This window comes from Streptomyces sp. NPDC030820, assembly GCF_055572075.1.
In genome coordinates this window covers 402449-421537 of record NZ_JBVIEB010000003.1, presented here as the reverse complement: position 1 = coordinate 421537, position 19089 = coordinate 402449, and the positions used below count along the sequence as shown (strand labels likewise).

The 19089-nt window shown below is 73.7% G+C and carries 15 protein-coding genes and 1 pseudogene; 6 read left to right on the top strand and 10 right to left on the bottom strand.

Annotated features, from left to right (window positions below; genetic code table 11):
- The first annotated feature begins 68 nt into the window (after positions 1-68).
- Positions 69-1043, top strand: coding sequence for a lysylphosphatidylglycerol synthase transmembrane domain-containing protein (locus tag ACZ418_RS10345; protein WP_468359944.1), 975 nt, complete (start codon positions 69-71; stop codon positions 1041-1043).
- A 39-nt stretch (positions 1044-1082) separates the two neighbouring features.
- Positions 1083-1847, top strand: coding sequence for a crotonase/enoyl-CoA hydratase family protein (locus tag ACZ418_RS10340; RefSeq protein WP_468359942.1), 765 nt, complete (start codon positions 1083-1085; stop codon positions 1845-1847).
- A gap of 32 nt (positions 1848-1879) precedes the next feature.
- Here the strand turns inward: ACZ418_RS10340 and ACZ418_RS10335 are convergent, their stop codons facing one another.
- The 3 genes and pseudogenes from ACZ418_RS10335 to ACZ418_RS10325 all read right to left on the bottom strand — a co-directional run bounded on the left by ACZ418_RS10335 (position 1880) and on the right by ACZ418_RS10325 (position 6263).
- Positions 1880-3199, bottom strand: coding sequence for an NAD(P)/FAD-dependent oxidoreductase (locus ACZ418_RS10335; protein WP_468359939.1), 1320 nt, complete (start codon positions 3197-3199; stop codon positions 1880-1882).
- A 251-nt stretch (positions 3200-3450) separates the two neighbouring features.
- Positions 3451-4836: pseudogene (locus ACZ418_RS10330) on the bottom strand (FAD-dependent oxidoreductase); the annotation flags it as partial.
- Positions 4833-6263 (bottom strand): FGGY family carbohydrate kinase, encoded by a 1431-nt coding sequence (locus tag ACZ418_RS10325; RefSeq protein WP_468359936.1) that lies wholly within the window; start codon positions 6261-6263, stop codon positions 4833-4835. The pseudogene ACZ418_RS10330 and the gene ACZ418_RS10325, both read right to left, overlap by 4 nt.
- A 251-nt stretch (positions 6264-6514) precedes the next feature.
- Here ACZ418_RS10325 and ACZ418_RS10320 point away from each other — a divergent pair, with 251 nt between their 5' ends.
- The 3 genes from ACZ418_RS10320 (at position 6515) to ACZ418_RS10310 (ending at position 10348) form a co-directional block, all read left to right on the top strand.
- Complete coding sequence (locus ACZ418_RS10320; RefSeq protein WP_468359933.1) at positions 6515-7501, top strand: hypothetical protein; 987 nt, start codon at positions 6515-6517, stop codon at positions 7499-7501.
- Between the two features lie 39 nt (positions 7502-7540).
- The gene (locus ACZ418_RS10315; protein ID WP_468359930.1) at positions 7541-9073 is read left to right on the top strand and encodes an amino acid permease; all 1533 of its coding nucleotides are present in this window, start codon (positions 7541-7543) and stop codon (positions 9071-9073) included.
- 183 nt (positions 9074-9256) lie between these two features.
- Positions 9257-10348, top strand: a complete 1092-nt coding sequence (locus tag ACZ418_RS10310) for a mechanosensitive ion channel family protein (RefSeq protein ID WP_468359927.1) — start codon at positions 9257-9259, stop codon at positions 10346-10348.
- Positions 10349-10423: 75 nt separating this feature from the next.
- Here the strand turns inward: ACZ418_RS10310 and ACZ418_RS10305 are convergent, their stop codons facing one another.
- The 3 genes from ACZ418_RS10305 to ACZ418_RS10295 all read right to left on the bottom strand — a co-directional run bounded on the left by ACZ418_RS10305 (position 10424) and on the right by ACZ418_RS10295 (position 12132).
- Positions 10424-10855 carry a DUF7144 family membrane protein gene (locus ACZ418_RS10305; protein WP_468359924.1) on the bottom strand — a complete coding sequence of 144 codons (432 nt, stop codon included), beginning with the start codon at positions 10853-10855 and terminating at the stop codon, positions 10424-10426.
- Positions 10856-10896: 41 nt separating this feature from the next.
- Positions 10897-11364 carry an SHOCT domain-containing protein gene (locus tag ACZ418_RS10300; RefSeq protein WP_468359921.1) on the bottom strand — a complete coding sequence of 156 codons (468 nt, stop codon included), beginning with the start codon at positions 11362-11364 and terminating at the stop codon, positions 10897-10899.
- 120 nt (positions 11365-11484) lie between these two features.
- Complete coding sequence (locus ACZ418_RS10295) at positions 11485-12132, bottom strand: HdeD family acid-resistance protein (protein ID WP_468359918.1); 648 nt, start codon at positions 12130-12132, stop codon at positions 11485-11487.
- 237 nt (positions 12133-12369) lie between these two features.
- Between ACZ418_RS10295 and ACZ418_RS10290 the strand changes: the two genes are divergently transcribed.
- Positions 12370-13779 (top strand): DUF2252 domain-containing protein, encoded by a 1410-nt coding sequence (locus ACZ418_RS10290; RefSeq protein WP_468359915.1) that lies wholly within the window; start codon positions 12370-12372, stop codon positions 13777-13779.
- Positions 13780-13812: 33 nt separating this feature from the next.
- Here the strand turns inward: ACZ418_RS10290 and ACZ418_RS10285 are convergent, their stop codons facing one another.
- The 4 genes from ACZ418_RS10285 to ACZ418_RS10270 form a co-directional block, all read right to left on the bottom strand.
- The gene (locus ACZ418_RS10285) at positions 13813-14010 is read right to left on the bottom strand and encodes a hypothetical protein (RefSeq protein WP_388626712.1); all 198 of its coding nucleotides are present in this window, start codon (positions 14008-14010) and stop codon (positions 13813-13815) included.
- A 101-nt stretch (positions 14011-14111) separates the two neighbouring features.
- Positions 14112-14630: a hypothetical protein gene (locus tag ACZ418_RS10280; protein ID WP_468359912.1), complete on the bottom strand. Its 519-nt coding sequence runs from the start codon at positions 14628-14630 to the stop codon at positions 14112-14114.
- Positions 14631-14647: 17 nt separating this feature from the next.
- The gene (locus tag ACZ418_RS10275) at positions 14648-16276 is read right to left on the bottom strand and encodes an MFS transporter (RefSeq protein ID WP_468359909.1); all 1629 of its coding nucleotides are present in this window, start codon (positions 16274-16276) and stop codon (positions 14648-14650) included.
- A gap of 97 nt (positions 16277-16373) precedes the next feature.
- Positions 16374-19040 carry a winged helix-turn-helix domain-containing protein gene (locus ACZ418_RS10270; protein WP_468359906.1) on the bottom strand — a complete coding sequence of 889 codons (2667 nt, stop codon included), beginning with the start codon at positions 19038-19040 and terminating at the stop codon, positions 16374-16376.
- Between the last annotated feature and the right edge of the window lie 49 nt (positions 19041-19089).

Genomic DNA, 19089 nt, shown 5'->3' with positions numbered 1-19089 from the left:
GCTTCGTTGAGGTCAATGTTCCTGTCTTTTCACCCGCCGTTGGTGCGGCGCGGAGAACCTCTGCTGATGTGACTGCCGTCCCGCTTCCCCCACCTCCCCGGGGACGTCTCCCCCGTCGCGTCCCCGTCCGCCAGGCGGTGTGCCTGGTGCCGCTCGCACTCGTCGCCGTGGTCGCCGTACGGAACCGTTCCCTGCTCGCCGAGGGCTTCGGCCAGCTGCGCACCGCCTCCTGGCCCTGGCTGCTCGCCGCGGCCGGCGCCACCTGTCTGACCTGGGTGGCCGCCGCGTTCACCCGGCAGGGCGCGGTGGTGCAGCCGCTGCCGAAGGGGCGGCTGCTGGCCACCCAGTTCGCTGCGGCCTCGGCCAACCATCTGCTGCCCACCGGGCTGGGCGCGGGCGCGGTGAACCTGCGCTTCATGACCGTGTGCGGGGTGCCGCTGGCCCGCTCCTCGGCCGCGCTCGCCCTGTACCTGCTGGCCGAGTCCGTGGGCCGGCTCGGTCTGCTGTCCGTGCTGCTGCTCGCCTTCCCCGACGCGCTGCGGCTCGGCCCCCTGCTGCCGGACGGCTCCGCCCTGCCGCTGCTGCTGGGCGCGGCCGGACTGCTGGTCGTGGCGGCGGCCGTCGTGTCCCTCGTACGACCGCTGCGCACGCGCGTGTACGCCTTCGTCCGCGACGCCCTCGGCGAGGCGCGGTCGGTGCACACCCGGCCGACCCGCGCCCTGGCCCTGTGGGGCGGCTCGCTGGCCTTTCCCGCGCTGCAGGCGGCCGGTCTCGCCGCGGTCGGCCAGGCGCTGCGGCTGCCGGTGCCGGTGGCGCACATGGCGCTCGCCTACCTCGCGGCGACCGTCGCGGTGGCGCTGGTGCCCACACCGGGCGGGCTGGGTTCGGTCGAGGCGGCCCTGATCGTGGCCCTGGTCGCGGTGGGAGGTCCGGCGGCGGTGGCCACGGCGGTGGTGCTGGCCTACCGCATCATCACCGTCTGGGTGCCGCTGCTGCCGGGAGCGCTGGCCCTGGGGGCGCTGGTCCGGTTCAAGGTCATCTGAGGCAGAGTGGCCTTCCGACCAGAACAAGGAGGGCTTCCCATGCCGGTCCGCGTGGAGCGCACGGAGTACGTCACCACGGTCGTCCTCTCCCGGCCTCGGGCCCGCAACGCGGTGGACGGTCCCACGGCGGCCGAACTCGCCGAGGCCTTCCGTGAGTTCGAGGCGGACGACCGAGCCCGGGTCGCGGTGCTGTGGGGTGAGGGCGGCACGTTCTGCGCGGGGGCGGACCTGAAGGCGATCGGTACCGGACGCGGCAACCGCGTGGCCGAGGACGGTGACGGCCCGATGGGGCCGACCCGGATGCGGCTGTCGAAGCCGGTGATCGCGGCGGTGGCCGGGCACGCGGTCGCCGGCGGTCTCGAACTCGCCCTGTGGTGCGATCTGCGGGTCGCGGAGGAGGACGCCGTGTTCGGGGTGTTCTGCCGCCGCTGGGGCGTGCCGCTGATCGACGGCGGCACGGTACGGCTGCCCCGGCTGATCGGCACCGGCCGGGCCATGGACATGATCCTCACCGGCCGCCCCGTACCGGCCCGCGAGGCCTGCGAGATGGGGCTCGTGAGCCGAGTGGTGCCGACGGGACGCGCCCGCGCCGAGGCAGAGGCGCTGGCCGCGGACATCGCCCGCTTTCCGCAGGCCTGTCTGCGCAGCGACCGCGCGTCGGTCCTGGACCAGGAGGGGCTGGACGAGGACACGGCGCTGCACAGGGAGATCCGGCACGGTATGGCCGTCCTGGCCGAGAGCGCGGAAGGCGCCGCCCGGTTCGCGTCGGGCGCTGGACGGCACGGCTCGTTCACGGATCTGTGAGGGGCCGCGCATGACAGGGGCGGTCGGCCCGCTCAGCCCACGCTCACCACGGTCTCGCCGGCCTCCGGGTCGACCCGGGTCGTCCAGCGTGCGGTGAGGGTCAAGGTGCGGTTCGGCAGCACGGTCCGCAGGCCCGGCCGCTCCCGGTGCAGGAGGCGGCCGTCCTGGTGGACCTGGAGGACGGGGCGGGTCAGCGGGGCGCTGGTGCGCAGGAGGTAACGGGCGGGCGGGGCGGCCGGGGTGATGCGGTTGGGGGCGATCCAGCGCAGCGGAGCCTCGGCGGCGAGCGGGACTCCCCGGTCCGGCCAGGGGGCGCCCGCCAGGAAGTCCAGGACGGCACCGGCCACCCGGGCGCCCTCGTCGGCCGCCGTGCCGGCGCGCTCGACGGCGTGCAGGACGTTCCCGGCGGCGAAGACGCCGGGACGCGAGGTGTGCAGCGCGCCGTCGACGGCGGGGCCTCGGGTGCCGGGGTCCAGGGCGAGGGCCCCGCGGCGGGCGAGTTCGTGGTCGGGGACGAAGTCTCCGGTGAACACGACGGTGTCGCAGGCCAGTACGGCACTACGGCCGTCGCGACGGCGCACGCGGACCCCGGACAGGTGGCCGTGGCCGAGGAGTTCGGTGACCGTGGTGTGCGTCAGCAGCGGAATGCGGTCGTAGAGCCGGGCCGAGCCGGCGCGAGCCCGGCCGGTCTGGGCCCGCGGGTGTTCCGTGACCAGCGCGACGACCTCGGCGCCGGCCGCGCGCACGGTGGCGGCCGCCGCGTACGAGACCTCCTCGGCGCCCACCACGACCGCGCGGGTGCCGATCTGCTGCCCGAACAGATGGACCGCCTGCTGGAGTTCACCGGTGGTGTAGACACCGGCGGGTCGGGTCCCGGGCACCAGCCGGGCGGTACGCGGGCGTTCCCGGGCACCCGTGGCCAACACGACCGCCCGCGCCTCGATGGTCTCGGGCCCTCCAGGAACGACGGCCGTGAGCACCGTACCGGCGCGCGATCCGGCGGCGCTGACCACCGTACCGGCACGGGATCCGGCGGCACCGGACACCGAACCGCCGGCGGGGTCGTCGGGGGCCGCGCCCGCCCAGTCCAGGACCGTCACCCCGGTCCGGATCGCCGCGCCCGCCCGCTCGGCGGCCTGCGTCAGCAGGCGGGCGTAGGCGGGGCCGGTCAGCGGACGCGTCCACGTGCCGAAGCCGCCGTGTGCGCAGTGCCGCGGAACTCCGCCCGCCTCGGCCTCCCGCTCCAGCACCTCCACCCGCCCGGCACCGGCGGCGGCCAGCCGTGCGGCGGCCGCGAGTCCGGCGGGGCCGGCGCCGACGACGAGGACGTCGACATGGCGTACGCAGGTCACGGCCGCCCCCTTCCGAACAGCTTCCGGCTCCGCACCGGTTCCCCGGCGCGCGACCCGGGTCGCGCCCGCGCCCCACCGGACCACTCTCCCTGCACCGCCTCCCCACCACCCGGCTCCCGTGTCACCGACTCGCCCTGGGAAACGCCCCGTTCGAACAGCTCCCGCACCGCCTCCCCACCAGACCGCTCCCCCCGCACCGCCTCCCCGCCCGCCGGCCCCCGTGCCCCCGACGCGCCCTCGGAAACGCCCCGTTCGAACAGCTCGCGCACCGCCGCCCCGCAGTAGAACCCCTGGCACCGGCCCGCCCGGGCGCGGGTGCGGCGGCGCAGGCCCTCCAGGGTGCGGGGCGGGATCGTACTCGCGAGGGCGTCCCGGATCTCGCCGCGGGAGACGCGCTCGCAGTGGCAGACGAGGGTGCCGTACTCGGGGTCGGCGGCGATGAGTTCGGGGCGCTGGTAGGGGCGTGGACCGGCCTCGCCGAGGTTGGGCATGGTCACCGGCTCCGGTTCGCGCACCGGGCCGAGGTCGAGTCCGGTGTCGGCCAGCAGGCCGGTGACATGGGCGGCGATGGCCAGGGACGCGGTCAGTCCGGTGGAGCGGATGCCGCCGACGGTGACGTACGCCTGCTCGGGGTGGGCGGCGATGCGGTAGTCCTCCCGTCCGGTGGCCGCGCGCAGCCCTGCGTAGACGGCGGTGACCTCCTCGTCCAGGAGGGCGGGCAGGATACGGCGGCCCTTGGCCCGCAACCCGTCCAGGCCGTCGGCGGTGGAGCCGGTGGCCCGCTTGTCGTCCAGGTCCTCGGCGGTGGGGCCGAGCAGCACGTTGCCGTGGACGGTCGGCGCGACCAGGACGCCCTTGCCGAGCGCGGTCGGGACGGGCAGCAGGATGTGCCGGACGAGCGGGCGGGCGAACTTGTCGTACACCAGGAGCTGGCCGCGGCGCGGGGTGACGGTGAAGTCCTCGTGGCCGAGCAGCCGGTCGAGGGTGTCGGCGTGCAGTCCGGCGGCGTTCACCAGGTAGCGGGCGCGCAGGGTGCCGCGGGAGGTGGTCAGCAGATGCCCCGCGTCCCGGATCAGGTCCTGCACAGCAGTGTTCAGATGCAGATCCACTCCGGCGCGGACGGCCTGGGTGGCGTACGCCAGGGTCGTCGTCCAAGGGCAGATGATGCTCTCGCCGGGCACGTGCAGGGCGCCGAGCGCTCCGGGGCCGAGGTGGGGCTCGCGGGCGTACAGCTCCTCGGGGTCCACTCGGCGCGTGTCGTGGTAGCCGTTGCGCTCGGCCTTCGCGGCCAGCCGGGGCAGGGCGGCGAGCTGCTCCTCGTCCCAGGCGACCAGCAGGGCACCGACGCGTTCGACGGGGATGCCGGCCTCGGCCGCGTAGGCGCCGAGCCGCTCGTGGCCCTCGCGGACCAGCCGGGCCTCCAGGGTTCCGGGGGCCGCGTCGAAGCCGGTGTGCAGGATCGCGGTGTTGGCCTTGGAGGTGCCCTGCCCGACGTCGTCCTGGGCCTCGACCAGGGCCACGCTCAGACGGGGGTGGCGGGCGAGTTCCCGGGCGATGGCGCAGCCGACGACCCCGGCGCCGACGATCGCGACGTCGTACGTCCGGGTGGGCAGCGGGCCGTCCGCGGTGACGGTCATGAGCCGAGCAGGGCCGCTACGGCGGCGCGGAATCCGGCGCGGCGTTCGGCGGCCTGGTCGGCGGTGATGCGGGGTTCGTACACGGCGGCGGGCTTCCAGTCGGGCAGGGCCTGTGCGACGCCCAGGGTACGGTCCGCGCCGAGGCGGGCGAGGGCGGCCGCGCCGAGTGCGGTCGCGTCGGGCAGCGCCGAGACCTCGACGGGGCGCTGCAGCAGGTCGGCCTGGGTCTGCATGAGCAGGGTCGAGCGGGTCAGGCCGCCGTCGACGCGGAGCGTGTCCAGCGGGCAACCGAGGTCGGCGGCGGCCGCGTCGGCGAGTTCGGCGACCTGGGCGGCGATGCCCTCGCACAGGGCGCGCACCAGGTGGCCGGGGCCGGTGTCGAGGCCGAGTCCGGTGAGCGAGCCGCGAAGGTCGCCGCGCCACCAGGGGGCGGCGAGGCCGGCGAGGGCGGGGACGAAGGTGACGCCGCCGCTGTCGGGGACGGCGCCGCCGACGGGGTCGAGGTCGGCGGCGGAGGAGATGACCCCGAGGTCGCAGAGCCAGCGGACGGCGGAGGCCGCGGTGTAGACCTGGCCGTCCAGACAGTAGGCGGTGGTTCCGGCGAGCCGCCAGGCCACGCAGCTGACCAGGCCGGAGGTGCCGCGCCGGGGCCGGTCGCCGGTGTGCGCGAGCAGGAACGCGCCGGTGCCGTAGGTGCACTTGGCGGCGCCGGGTGCGGTGACGCGCTGGGCGAGCAGGGCGGCCTGCTGGTCGACGATCAGTCCGGTGAGCGGGATCTCGCGGCCGAACGCCTTGGTGGTGCCGATGTGTTGGGCGTTGTCGGCCGGCTGCGGGAGCCGTTCGTCCGTAAGGCCGTACATCTCCAGCGCCCTCGGCGACCACTGCGCGCGGTCCAGATCGAGGAGCTGGGTACGGCCGGCGGTGGCGGCGTCGGTGGCGAAGGCGCCGGTGAGGCGGTGGACCAGCCAGGCGTCGGAGGTGGTGACGACGCCCTCGCGGGTGAGGTGGCGGCGGATCCAGGCCATTTTGGGCGCGGCGAAGTACGGGTCGAGGGGCAGCCCCGTCAGCCGGCGCAACTCCTCTCCGTGTTCGGCGAGTTCGGTGCACACGGTCTCGGCGCGCCGGTCCTGCCACACCAGGGCGTCGGTGAGCGGGCGGCCGTCGGCCGGGTCCCAGGCGAGGACGGTCTCGCCCTGGTTGGCCAGGCCCAGCGCCACGACGTCCGCGCCGGCCTCGGCGAGCGCCTGCCGGCCGGCGTCGACCACGGAGTCGTACAGCTCGGCCGGGTCCACCTCGACCAGTCCGCCGGGCAGATACCGGGGGCGGACCTCGGCGAAGGCGGACCCCAGGACGCCGCGTTCCGGACAGACCACCAGGGCCTTGGTGCCGGACGTGCCCTGGTCGACGGCGAGCACCGGACCGGTCATCGCGCCTTACCCCACTGTGCGCCGAAGATCACCACGCCAGCCTGCCGCCGCGGCGAGACGGCGTCAAGCACTCTCCGGTTCCCAACTGGCCTGTGTGGATAGTTGAGTTGACAACAATGGCAAGGCGGAACCCGCGCCTCTATAGTGACCGCCGACCAGCGCCCCACCCCTCGATCGCCGCCCACAGGAGGGCTGTTGCCACGCCACCCCGCCAGCTCGCCCGCGCGCCAGTGGCCCGGGGCAGACGGCTGATGGCCAGAGAAGGACCGCGTCCCTCCTACGACCCCGCCGGCCCCGACCACGCCCTGCGTGCCGCCCTCCAGGATCTGCGCACCGGCCGCTGGATGGCCATGCGCACGCTGCTCGCGGACACCCCGCCCGGCCGACGGTGGACCCAGCGCACCCAGGTCCTCGCGGCGGCCGCCGCCGGCACCGACGTGCTGCGGGCCTGGCTCACTGAGGAGCCGGACAGTGTCCACGCCGCGGTGATGCAGGCGCGGGTCGGGGTGGAACGGACCCTGCGCGCCCGGCGCGAACGGCACCGCCGGACCCACGAGTTGTGGATCGAGGCCTGGGACGCCGCCCAGTCCGCCACCGGGATCGCCCCGCAGGACCCGGTGCCCTGGGTGTGCCTGCTGGCGCTGGCCCAGCTGGATCCGGAGCAGCGCTGGGAGGAGCACCGGGTGCCCGCGCCCGAGCCGATGCTGCCGCCGGGACCCTGGGGGCTGCTGGCCGAGGCCCACAAGCGCGACCCGTACAACCGCGAGGCCCACCACCGGATGCTGCAGTTCCTGTACGCGCGCGGCGGCTCCGGCCGGATCGCGGAGGCCGCCGGCTACGCCCGATGGGCCGCCGGGCAGGCCCCGCCCGGCTCGGCACTGCATCTGCTGCCGCTCTACGTCCGCGTCGAGCGCTACCGGCGCGACAGCGGACACGACGCGGCGCTCGACCTGCACTGGGTGGCGGAGGACGCGGCCCGGGAGGCGCGGCGCGCCCTGCACTCCTGGTTCGAGCACGCGCACCACGCCGAACGCTCGCTGCCGGACCTCAACCACCTCGCCCACGCCCTGTGGGCGTCGCTGCAATTCCCCGACGCGGCAAGGGTGTTCGACGCCATCGGACCGTACTTCACGCCCCCGCCCTGGATGTACCGCACACCCGACCGCGACCGTGCCGTGGAGGTCTTCGTCCAGGCCCGGGACCGCTGCCGGGCGGCCGCGGACGGCTCCCGCACCTGAACGGCCCCTGTTAACCCCCTTGATCAGGAGGTCCCCCGCATGTCCCCCACCCCCGATCCCGTGCCCTCCCCGGGCCTGCCCCAGCAGGACGAGGAGCAGCGGCTGCGCGAACTCGGCTACCGGCCGGTGCTGGCCCGCCGTATGGGCGGCTTCGGCAACTTCGCGATCAGCTTCTCGGTGATCTCGATCCTGTCCGGCTGCATGACCCTGTACGGCTTCGGCCTGAACACCGGCGGCCCCGCCGTGATGCTGTGGGGCTGGGCGGGCGTCGGTCTGTTCGTGCTGTGCGTCGGCCTCGCGCTCGCCGAGGTCACCAGCGCCTATCCGACCTCCGGCGCGCTGTACTACATGGCCGACCGGCTCGGCGGCCGGCGCTGGGGCTGGTACACGGGCTGGCTGAATCTGCTCGGTCTGCTCGGTGCGATCGCCGGCATCGACTACGGCGCCGCGCTGTTCACCGGCGCGTTCGCCAACCTGCAGTGGGGCTTCACGCCGACGCCCGGCAGGACGATGCTGATCTTCTGCGCCATCCTGCTGCTGCACGCGGTGCTGAACCTGTTCGGCGTCCGTCTGGTCAGCCTGCTGAACTCGGTGAGCGTGTGGTGGCATCTGGCGGGTGTCGCACTCATCGTGGGCGCGCTCGCGATCGTCCCCGACCACCACCAGTCGGCGTCCTTCGTGTTCACCGAGTTCGTCAACGAGACCGGCTGGCACAATCCGATCTACGTCGCGGCGATCGGCCTGCTGCTCGCGCAGTACACGTTCTCCGGCTACGACGCCTCCGCGCACCTGTCGGAGGAGACCTCGCAGGCCTCGGTCTCCGCCGCGCGCGGCATCGTACGGTCCATCTGGGCGTCCTGGATCGCCGGCTTCGTGCTGCTCGCCGGTCTGACCTTCGCCATCCAGGACTACGACGCCACGCGCAACACCGCCACGGGTGTGCCGCCCGCGCAGATCCTGCTCGACGGCCTGGGCAGCGGCGGCGCCGGCGCGCTGCTCCTGGTGGTGATCGTCGCCCAGCTGTTCTGCGGCAACGCCGAGGTCGCCGCGGCCAGCCGGATGGTGTTCGCGTTCAGCCGCGACGGCGCGCTGCCCGGCTCGCAGCTGTGGCGCAAGGTGAGCGGCCGCACCCAGACCCCGGTCGCCGCCGTCTGGCTGTCCGTCGTCGTGGCCGGCGTCCTCGCCTTGCCGTCGCTGTACTCGACGACCGCCTACAACGCGGTGACCGCCATCAACGTCATCGGCATCACCCCCGCCTACGCCATCCCCGTGCTGCTGCGGCTGCGCGCCGGCGACCGTTTCCGGCCGGGGCCGTGGCATCTGGGACGCTGGAGCCGGCCGATCGGCTGGATCGCGGTGATCTGGGTGGCCTGTGTGACCGTGCTGTTCTGCCTGCCGCAGGCCTCGCCGGTCACCGTCGACACGATGAACTACGCGTCGGTGGCACTCGCCGTCGTCCTGGTCCTCGCGACCGTCTGGTGGTACGTCGCCCGCCGTTCGTACGGCACGCCCACCGCCGCCGCGTACGGCACCGGCCGCGACCAGGCCGAACTCGCGGAGGGCATCGTCTGAGCCACCCGCGCGAAGAGTTCCGGTCCAGGTGCGAACTGCCGTTCCGGATACGGCAGGATGGGCGATCGCGCCGGTCGACGGGGTTTCCCCGGCCGGCGCGATCGCACATCCCGCACATCGAGCAGGTGACAACGTGACGAGACTTCACAACCCCGCAGCAGAGGCGTGCCCCGGAGGTGTCCGGTGAACCGCGCGCTGACCCTGGACGACCTCGTCCTCGCCGGTATCTCCCTCGCGGCGGGCCTGTTGCTCGCCTTCATGTCCCGCACGCTGCTGCGCTGGCTCGCCAAACACGCCAAGCGGACCCGCTGGAGCGGCGACGACGTCATCGTGGACGCGCTGCGCTCGGTCGTGCCGTGGGCGGCGATCGCGAGCGGTGCGGCGGCGGCCGCGGCCGTGCTGCCGCTGACGCGGACCGTGCAGCACCACACCAACCAGGCCCTGGAGGTGTGGCTGATCTTCGTGGTGACGCTGTCCGCGGCCCGGGTGATCGCGGGCCTGGTCCGCACGGTCACCCAGTCCCGCTCGGGCGTGGCGGGCTCGGCGACCATCTTCGTCAACATCACCCGGGTCCTGGTCCTCGCCATCGGCTTCCTGGTGGTCCTGCAGACCCTCGGCATCTCCATCGCGCCCCTGCTGACCGCCCTGGGCGTCGGCGGTCTGGCGGTCGCCCTCGCCCTGCAGGACACCCTCGCCAACCTCTTCGCGGGCATCCACATCCTGGCCTCCAAGACGGTCCAGCCGGGCGACTACATCCGGCTCGGCAGCGGCGAGGAGGGGTACGTCGTCGACATCAACTGGCGTCAGACGACGGTCCGCCAGCTCTCCAACAACCTGGTGGTCATCCCCAACGGCCAGCTCGCCAAGGCCAACATGACCAACTACACGCATCCCGAGCAGCGGTTGACGGTGCTGGTGCAGGTCGGCGTCGGCTACGACGCCGACCTGGAGCACGTGGAGCGCGTGACGGCGGAGGTGGTCGCGCAGACCATGCGCGAGGTCGAGGGCGCCGTACCGGAACACGAGCCCGCCGTCCGCTTCCACACCTTCGGCGACTCCCGCATCGGTTTCACGGTGATTCTCGGCGTCGGCGAGTTCAGCGACCAGTACCGCATCAAGCACGAGTTCATCAAACGCCTCCACCGCCGCTACCGCGCGGAGGGCATCAGCATCCCGGCGCCCACCCGGACGGTGGCGCTGCAGCAGGGTGCGGTGGTGATCCCGCAGCAGCGCAGCGGGGAGGAGCTGGCGCCGGGGCCCGGCCGGGGCGACTAGGCCGGGCCCGCACAGGCCGGCCCGCACGACCCGGTGCCACTCCATGCGGTGCCGGTCGTGCGGGTCAGGACCCTGCTACGGACTCTCGGCGGATTCCCTGCCCTGGACCACGCACAGGGCCCAGATGATGAACCCGGACAGCGCGATCATCACCACGGACCACACCGGGTAGTACGGCAGGGACAGGAAGTTGGCGATGATCACCAGCCCGGCGATGCCCACGCCGGCGACGCGTGCCCACATCGACGGTGTGAACAGGCCGAAGCTGACGATCACGGCGACCGCGCCCAGGACCAGATGGATCCAGCCCCAGCTGGTGAGGTTGAACTTGAAGACGTAGTTCGGCGTCGTGACGAAGACGTTGTCCTGGGCGATCGCCATGATGCCCCGGAACACGCCGAGCAGCCCGGCGAGCAGCAGCATGACGCCCGCGAAGGAGGTCAGGCCACCCGCCCAGGCCTGCTTGGCGGTGCGGGTGTGGACATGGCCGCGGGGTGTCGTGGTCATAGGGGGCCTCGATTCGTTGGTGTCGTTCTCGTGGGCGCGGCTCAGCGCCCGGAGGAGGTGTGGACGTTCTGGGAGCGCCGGGCGGCGCCGGCGTCGCTGAGGACCAGTTCCTTGGCCCTGCGGAACTCGTCGTCGGTGATGTCACCGCGGGAGCGCATCTCGGAGAGCTTGGCGAGTTCGTCGGCGCTGCTGGTGCCGGTCCCGCCCTGCGCGGTCTGCCGGACGTAGGAGTCGAAGGCCTCCTGCTGGGCGCGCGCCTGCGCCACCTCCCGCTCCCCCATGCCCTTGCCGCGGGCGATCAGGTAGACCAGGACGCCCAGGAAGGGCACCACGACCACGAAGAGCGTCCAGCCGGCCTTGGCCCAGCCGCTCATGCCGTCGTCGCGGAAGACGTCGACGATGACCCGGAACAGCAGGACGAACCACATGATCCACAGGAAGAACACCAGCATGGACCAGAAGACACCCAGCACCGGATAGTCGTACGCGAGGTAGTTCTGCGCGCTCATGTCTTTCCTCCATCCAGGGCACCGGCTCACAGGGTTCGCCGGGCCCGTCTCTGCCGTTCCCACCGTGCACACGGCCCAAGCCGCACGTCCTCACCCGAGGCGGGTGATCGTGCGCCCGGGTCAGTCCATGGGGCCGGGAGCGCCCGGCAGCGCCCCGCTCCTGCGCACCGCGGCCCGCCAGGCGAAGGCGACCGCCAGCTCGACCAGGCCCAGCAGCACGAGCCACAGACCGAGCAGCCGGGTCAGCGCCCGCGCCGACTCGGCGGGCAGCGCCAGCACCGCGATCCCGGCCACGACGCCGAGCAGCGCGGCACCCAGGACGACACCCCGGTGCGGCAGGTCCCTGGCGGCGATCCCCGTGTAGAGGGTGAGCACGCCGGACACCAGCCACACGAGCCCGACGACCAGCGCCAGCGCGGTGATGGTCTGCAGCGGATGGCGCAGGCAGAGCACGCCGGCCAGGACGTACAGCACCGCGACCAGCAGTCCGGGCAGCCGGTCTCCGTGGTCCTCCCGAGCGAACGCCGTCACGAACCGGATCGCACCGCCGACCAGCAGGTAGAGGCCGATGATGACGGCGAGGACGTGCAGCGTCTCGCCCGGCCAGACGAAGACCAGCACGCCCGCTGCGAACGTCACGATCGCCGACGCCAGGATCCAGGTCCAGGAACGGGCGATCACCGTCATGGCCCGGGCGGGGCCGGTGCCCGCCTCGCCGGGCCGATACGACAGCCCGGCCCGCGGTTCCTGTCCACGCGGTTCGGTCATGGCTTCTCCTCGCATGCTCGGCACAGGCCGCGGACGGACTGCCCGCGGGCGGCCCGCGGCCCTGGAGCGGACAGCATTCCCGGGGCAGCCGGTGCGCCGGATCACCCGCCGTGGGTGATCCCTCCGCCCGGCCCGGGCGGTGGGCTGGGCGCACGGGCCCACGGCCCGGGTGCCCCCGTCCCCGCGAGAGCCGGGACCGGCGGCGGGAGGCAGGCCGCAGGACCAGGAGGACGGACCATGACCGCACCGAGTGCCGACACCGTCGCTTCGTCGCCGGCCGACCGGGCGGCCCGGGGCAGGAGCGCGCGCAGACGTGCGCCGCGCTCGAGCCACGGCGTGTTCGAGGCCGCGCCGGACCGGCCTGACGTGGTCGACGTCCTGGAGCGTCAGTCGGCCAATCGGGTGCCGGAGTTGGTGCCGATCCGCTACGGCCGCATGCTCGAATCCCCCTTCCGTTTCTACCGTGGCGCGGCGGCGGTCATGGCGGCGGACCTGGGCCCGCTGCCCGGGACCGGGCTCCAGGTGCAGTTGTGCGGGGACGCCCATCTGCTGAACTTCGGGCTGCTGGCCTCGCCGGAGCGGCATCTGGTGTTCGACATCAACGACTTCGACGAGACGTTCCCGGGCCCGTTCGAATGGGACGTCAAGCGGCTGGCGGCCAGTGTCGCCGTCGCGGGGCGGAACAACGGCTTCACGGTGCAGGAGCAGGACGACGCGGTGCGCACCTGCGTGCGGGCCTACCGGGAGAGGATGCGGGAGTTCGCCGGCATGCGCACCCTGGACATCTGGTACGCCCGGGACGACGCCGACCGGATCCGCGGGCTGCTGGCCGCCTCGACGGACGAGAAGAGCAGACGCCGTACGGCCGAGGCGGCCGCCCGCGCCCGTTCCCGGACGCATCTGCGGGCCTTCGCCAAGCTCACCCGGCTCACGCCCGAGGGCCGCCGGATCGCCGCGGACCCCCCGCTGATCACCCCACTGCGGGAGCTGCGCGGCGCGACCTCCCCCGGCGAGGAGGACAAGGAGCTCCAGGCGCTGCTGGAGTCCTACGCGCGCACCCTGCCCGCGGACCGGCGGCACCTGCTGCGGCACTACCGGCTGGTGGACATGGCGCGGAAGGTGGTGGGGGTCGGCGGTGTCGGCACCCGGTGCTGGATCCTGCTGCTGCTCGGCCGGGACGACGACGATCCGCTGCTGTTGCAGGCCAAGGAGGCACAGGAGTCGGTGCTCGCGGCGTACACGGCCGGCGAGCAGTACGACAACCAGGGCCACCGGGTGGTGGCCGGGCAGCGGCTCCTCCAGGCGGCCAGTGACATCTTCCTGGGCTGGACGCACGTCGTGGGCCTGGACGGGTGCGGCCGGGACTTCTACGTACGGCAGTTGTGGGACTGGAAGGGCAGCCCCCGGCCGGAGACCTGGGACCCGGATCTGCTGAACCTGTCCGGCCAGGTGTGCGGGGCCGCCCTGGCGCGGGCCCATGCGCGCTCCGGTGATCCCGTCGCCATCGCCGCCTACCTCGGCGGCGGCGACCGCTTCGACCGCGCGCTGACCCGGTTCGCGCAGGCCTACGCGGACCGCACCGAGCGCGACTTCGAGGCGCTGGGTGAGGCGGTGCGCTCGGGCCGGATCATGGCGGCCGATCGGTGAGGGACGGCCGCCCGGGCAGCCGGCGAGCGGCTCTCACTCCGGCAGCTGCCGCATCTCCACGACCCGGAGGCCCAGCGACTGGCAGCGGTTCAGCAGCCCGTACAGGTGCGCCTCGTCGATGACGGGACCGAACAGCACCGTCTGACCGGACATCGTCACATGATCCAGCTCAGGGAAGGCCTTGGTCAGGGTCTCCGACATGTGTCCATCGACGCGGATCTCGTAGCGCATGGGCCGTTCTCCCGCCGCGGGCCTGCTGCGGTCTCGTCCCCGATCCTGCTCCGCCCTGCTGCACCGGGCCTCACCCGGCACAGGTGATCCGGGGACGGGCCTCAGTGCGTCAGAGCGATCTTGAACGTGGTGATCGCCAGGCCGAGCAGCAGATTGACCGCGGCGGTGCCCGCCACCAGGCGCCAGGACGCGCCCGCCTGCCGTGCGCCGGCCGCGGACCAGCCCACCTGGCCGGCCACGGCGACGGCGACCGCCAGCCAGACCGCGCCGTCGACGTCCAGGCCGAGCAACGGGCTGACGGCGACGGCGAGGGCGGGCGGGACGGCCGCCTTGACGATCGGCCATTCCTCCCGGCACACCCGCAGGACGGTCGGCCGGTCCAGTGCCCGTTGGGCCAGACGGGCGCCGAACAGCTGGGCGTGGACGTGCCCCACCCAGAAGACGAGGCCGGTGAGCAGCAGCAGGACGACCAGTTCCACGCGGGGGAACTCCCCCAGCGCGCCGGCGCCGATCACCACCGACGCGGCGAGCATCGATCCGTAGACGGCACCCGTGTAGTCGGCGTGGGCACGGCGCTCGGCACGGCGCTCCCGGGCCTCGGTGCGGCCGGTGGAAGACATCGCCGTGGCCTTCGTGCTCACTCCGCGGCGCCGGCCACGCCGGCCGGTGCGCCGCCCTCCGCCGACTGCGGCCGGCGGGCCGGCGCGGTCGGCAGGTGCGGGGTGACGAGGAGGCTGGCGAGGGTGACGCCTCCGGTGGCGAGGATCGCCGCCTTCAGACCGTCGAGTTGTGCCGAGGCGTACGAGGAGGTGAGGGCGTCGACCTCGGACGGTGGCAGTCCGGCGCGCTGGGCGGCCGAGCGCACCTGGTCGGTGGGCACGAAGCTGATCCCGGCCTCCAGACGGACACCGGTCTGCTGCCGGGTCTCGGCCGACAGCTGGGGATGGCTCTCCACCCCGGCGGTGAACGCGTGCGCCAGCGCACCGATGAGTATCGACCCGATGAGCGCGGTACCCAGCGCCGAACCCAGGTTCTGCGCCGTGAACTGCAGGCCGCCGACCTCGCTGCGCTCCGCCTCACCGGCACTGGACTGGACGACGTTGCCCAGTTGGGAGGCGAGCAGCCCCATGCCGATGCCGAGCACCGCCATGGCGCCGGCGAACTGCGCGTTGTCGATCTTCGGTTCGATGCCGGCGAGCAGCCAGGCGATGGCCACGGCCAGCGTCAGCAGGCCCAGCCGGACGACCCGGCGCGGCCCCATGGTGCGGCCGAGGCGGGCGGCGCCGAGGGAGGTGACGAGCATCGTGACGGACACCGGCAGCAGCCGCAGCCCCGTCTGGAAGGCGTCGAATCCCTGCACCACCTGCAGGTACAGCGGGATGGTGAAGAACAGGCCGAGCAGGATCAGGTTCTGGCTCAGCAGGGTGAGCAGACCGGAGCGCAGGGGCGGCCGGCCGAACAGGGACAGGTGCACCAGGGGGTCGGTGCCCGCGGCCTCCCGTCTGCGGTCCCAGCGCACGAACAGGGCCAGCACGGCCACCCCGGCGGCGACGACGAAGAGGGTGGGCGAGAAGCCCAGCACGGTGAAGGGCGGGTTGCGCGGGTGCACCCAGCCCCAGGTGCTGCTCTGCAGCACACCGAGCACGCCCAGTCCCAGTCCGCCTGCCGAGAGCCCCGCACCGACCACGTCAAGGCGGGGCGGCGGTCCGGTCCGCGCGGCCTCCTTGATCACCCGGTGGCACAGCAGGACGGCGAGGACGACCACGACCTCGCCCGCGAAAACGAGCCGCCAGGTCAGATACGTCGTCACCCAGCCGCCCAGCAGCGGGCCGACCGCGATGCCCGCACCCGCCAGTCCGCCGATCACGCCGTAGGCGACGGCCCTGTCCTTGCCGCGGTAGGCCTCGGCGACCAGGGCCGCCATCGCGGGCAGCACCATCGCGGCGCCGAGTCCCTCGATCACCGACCAGCCGAGGGCGAGCACCCACAGGGTGGGCGCCAGGGCGGTGAGCGCCGAACCGGTGCCGTAGACGATCAGGCCCAGCAGGAACAGCCGGCGGCGGCCGTGGATGTCGCCGAGCCTGCCCCCGATGATCATGAACGCGGCCATGACCAGCGCATACAGCGTGATGACGGCCTGGATGGCGGTGACCTCGGTGTGGAAGTCCTCCACCAGTCGGCTGATGGAGACGTTCATGACGGACGTGTCGAGGACCATCAGGAACTGAGCCGTCCCGAGCACCATCAGAGTGCGCCAGTGTCCCATGGTGTCCACCACCTCGCCGCGTGCTCCCGCCACCCTCAGGGAAGCGGGCGGTACCGGTGCGCGCCTCACCCGTCACGGGCGAGACGCCCGGCCGCGGTCAGATCAGCCCGTGCTCGCGGGCCCGGCGCACCGCCTCGGCGCGTCCGTTCACCCCGAGTTTGCGGTAGGCGCTCTTGAGGTGGGTCTTCACCGTGTTGACCGAGACGTACAGGTCGGCGGCGATCTCCTCCGTGGACATCAGGTCGGCCAGCCGGTCCACGACCTCGCGTTCGCGCCCGCTCAGCTCCTCGACGACCGGGGCCGAGGGGGCCACGGCCGTTCCCGGACCACCGGGCGAGGCCGGGCCGCACGGGGTGAGCCAGCCCGCGGCCAGGCCCTGCAGCGGCGGTGTGTCCAGCAGGTTCCGGATCCGCGGTCCGGCTTCGCGGAAGGGGCGCCGCAGCCGTTCCCGCCGGGCCTCCCGCAGGGCCCGGGCGAGCAGTGTGCGCGCGGTGGCGACGTCGGACTCCTCAGTGGCCTCGGCGCGCACCAGCGCGGCCCGGACGGTCGCTCTCGGGCCGGTGCGGCCCGGTGTCCGCATGTGGTCGAGCAGATCGATCGCCGTTTCGTGGTCGCCCGCCGCGAACCGGGCCCAGGCCAGCTCCGCCGCGCACACGGGTTCACCGTCGCAGGAGACGTCGTCGAGCACCTTCAGGGCGCTGTCCGGGCGGCCCTCGGCCAGATGGGCCGCGGAGGCGACCAGCGCCGTCTGTGCCTCCGCCCAGGGGGAGGTCACCAGGGCCGGTACGCCGAGGTCGGCCGCCGCCGCGGCGGCCCGTGGCTCGCCCCGCGACAGCAGCAGCCGTGCCGTGGCGAGGGACCGGAAGGCGGCCGTCACCGGATCGCCCGGGGTTTCCCAGTCCGCCACCTCGTCCAGAAGGGCACGGGCCTGGTCCAGTTCGCCGCGATCGACGGCCACGGCCGCCAGCACCAGCCGGCCGAGGCCCGAGCCGCAGGACCGGGGGCGGCCGAGGCCGTACTTCTCCGCTTCCCGCAGGGCCGCCCGTGCCTTGCGCTCCGCCGCGCACAGCCAGCCGTTGAGGTAGTCGATCAGCGCCAGCTGTGCGAGGGAGTCCTCGCGTGGCAGCGCCGTGGAGACACCGCTGGGGTATCCGGCCACCTCGGACAGGGCGGCGCGCGCATCGTCGAAGCGTCCGGCCCACAGCCGGACCGCGCCCAGGTGGGTCAGCAGCAGGGCGGTGAACTCGGGGTGCTTCTCCAGCAGCCGGGCGGAGACCTCGCCCCGCAGTTTCCCGGCCGTCGCCACGGCCTGCTCGGCCAGGCCGGGCGAGCCGGTCAGCCGGGCCGCCAGGGACTGCAGCAGCACACAGCTCAGCCGGCCCGCGGGGTCCGTCTCCGCGGCGAGGCGCTCCTCGGCGCGGCGCAGATGGACCAGGCCGCGGGCCACGTCGTACCCGGACAGTTCGCACGCGGCGCGCACGAGGTCGGCCGCCGCGGTCGTCGCCTCGGGCCCCATACGGGAGAACAGCTCGACGAGGTCGCTCGCCCGCAGGCCGGTGAAGAGCTGGCCGATCGCCAGGTCGTCGACGAGGGCCTGCGCGGTGAAGTTCCAGTCGCCGGCCGCGGCGCCGTGCGCCAGTGCCTCGGGCAGGGCGCCGGAGTCGCGCAGCCAGTGCGCGGCGCGCCGGTGGAGTTCGGTCTCGAGTCCGGGCGAGCGGACCCTGAGATGGACCCGGAGGATCTCGCCGAACAGCGGGTGCAGGCGGTACCACGAGTGCCCGAGGTCCTCCACGAACGCGTTCTGGCCGTGCAGTGCCGCGAGGGCCTGTTCGGCGCCGCCGCGCCCGGTCAGCTCCGCCACCAGTGCCGGGGTGAACCGCTCCACGACGCTGACGCGCAGCAGGAGGTCCTGGGTACGGGCCGGCTGCCGTTTCAGCACCTCTGCCAGCAGGAAGTCGGCGATCGGGCTGCGGCCCGCCTCGAAGTCCTTCAGATACGTCTCGGGGTCCGGGCTCTGCCGGGCGGCCAGGGCGCACAGGCGCAGCCCGGCGGCCCAGCCCCTGGTGCGCTCCACCAGGGCACGGGTGGCCGCCGCGGGAAGCCGCAGCCCGTGCAGGTCCAGGAGCGCAGCGGCCTCGTCCACGGTGAAGGCCAGCTCGGCGTCCCGGATCTCCGTCATGGCCCCGGCCGCCCGGTAGCGGTGCAGCGGCAGCAGCGGCTCGGTGCGGGTGACGAGGACCAGGCGCAGCCCCTGCCCGGCGTGGTGCAGGACGAACTCCAGCTGTTCCGCGGTCCGTGCGGAGGTCACCCGGTCGAACTCGTCCAGTACGAGGACGACGGGCCGCTCCCGCCCGCTCAGTTCGTCGGCGAGACGGGCCAGCAGCCTGTGGTCCACGCGATGAGCCTCACCGGGGCAGCCGAGGTCGGCCGGGAGCGATACCCCGGCGGCCCGCAGGGCCTGGAGCACGTAGGCCCAGAAGACTCCGCAGCCCTGGTTCCCCGCCTCGTTGGTGAACCAGGCGACGGGTTGTCCGAGCCGGGCGGCCCAGTCCGCGACCAGCAGGGTCTTGCCCGCGCCGGCCGAGCCGTTGACCATCGTCAGGGGAGTCCCGAAGGCCTGGTCGAGGCGTTCGGCGAGCCGCGGGCGGCGCAGGAACGTGACCGGCGTGGCCGGCAGGGCGAACCGGGTCTGCAGAAACGGCTCGCCCAGGGGATCGACATGCGTGACGGCCGGTCCCCTCGTCTGCTTCTGCCGCGTGGTCACAGGGTCACCGCCCTGTCGTCGGGCCTGCGGAGCGGGCTCCACTCGATCA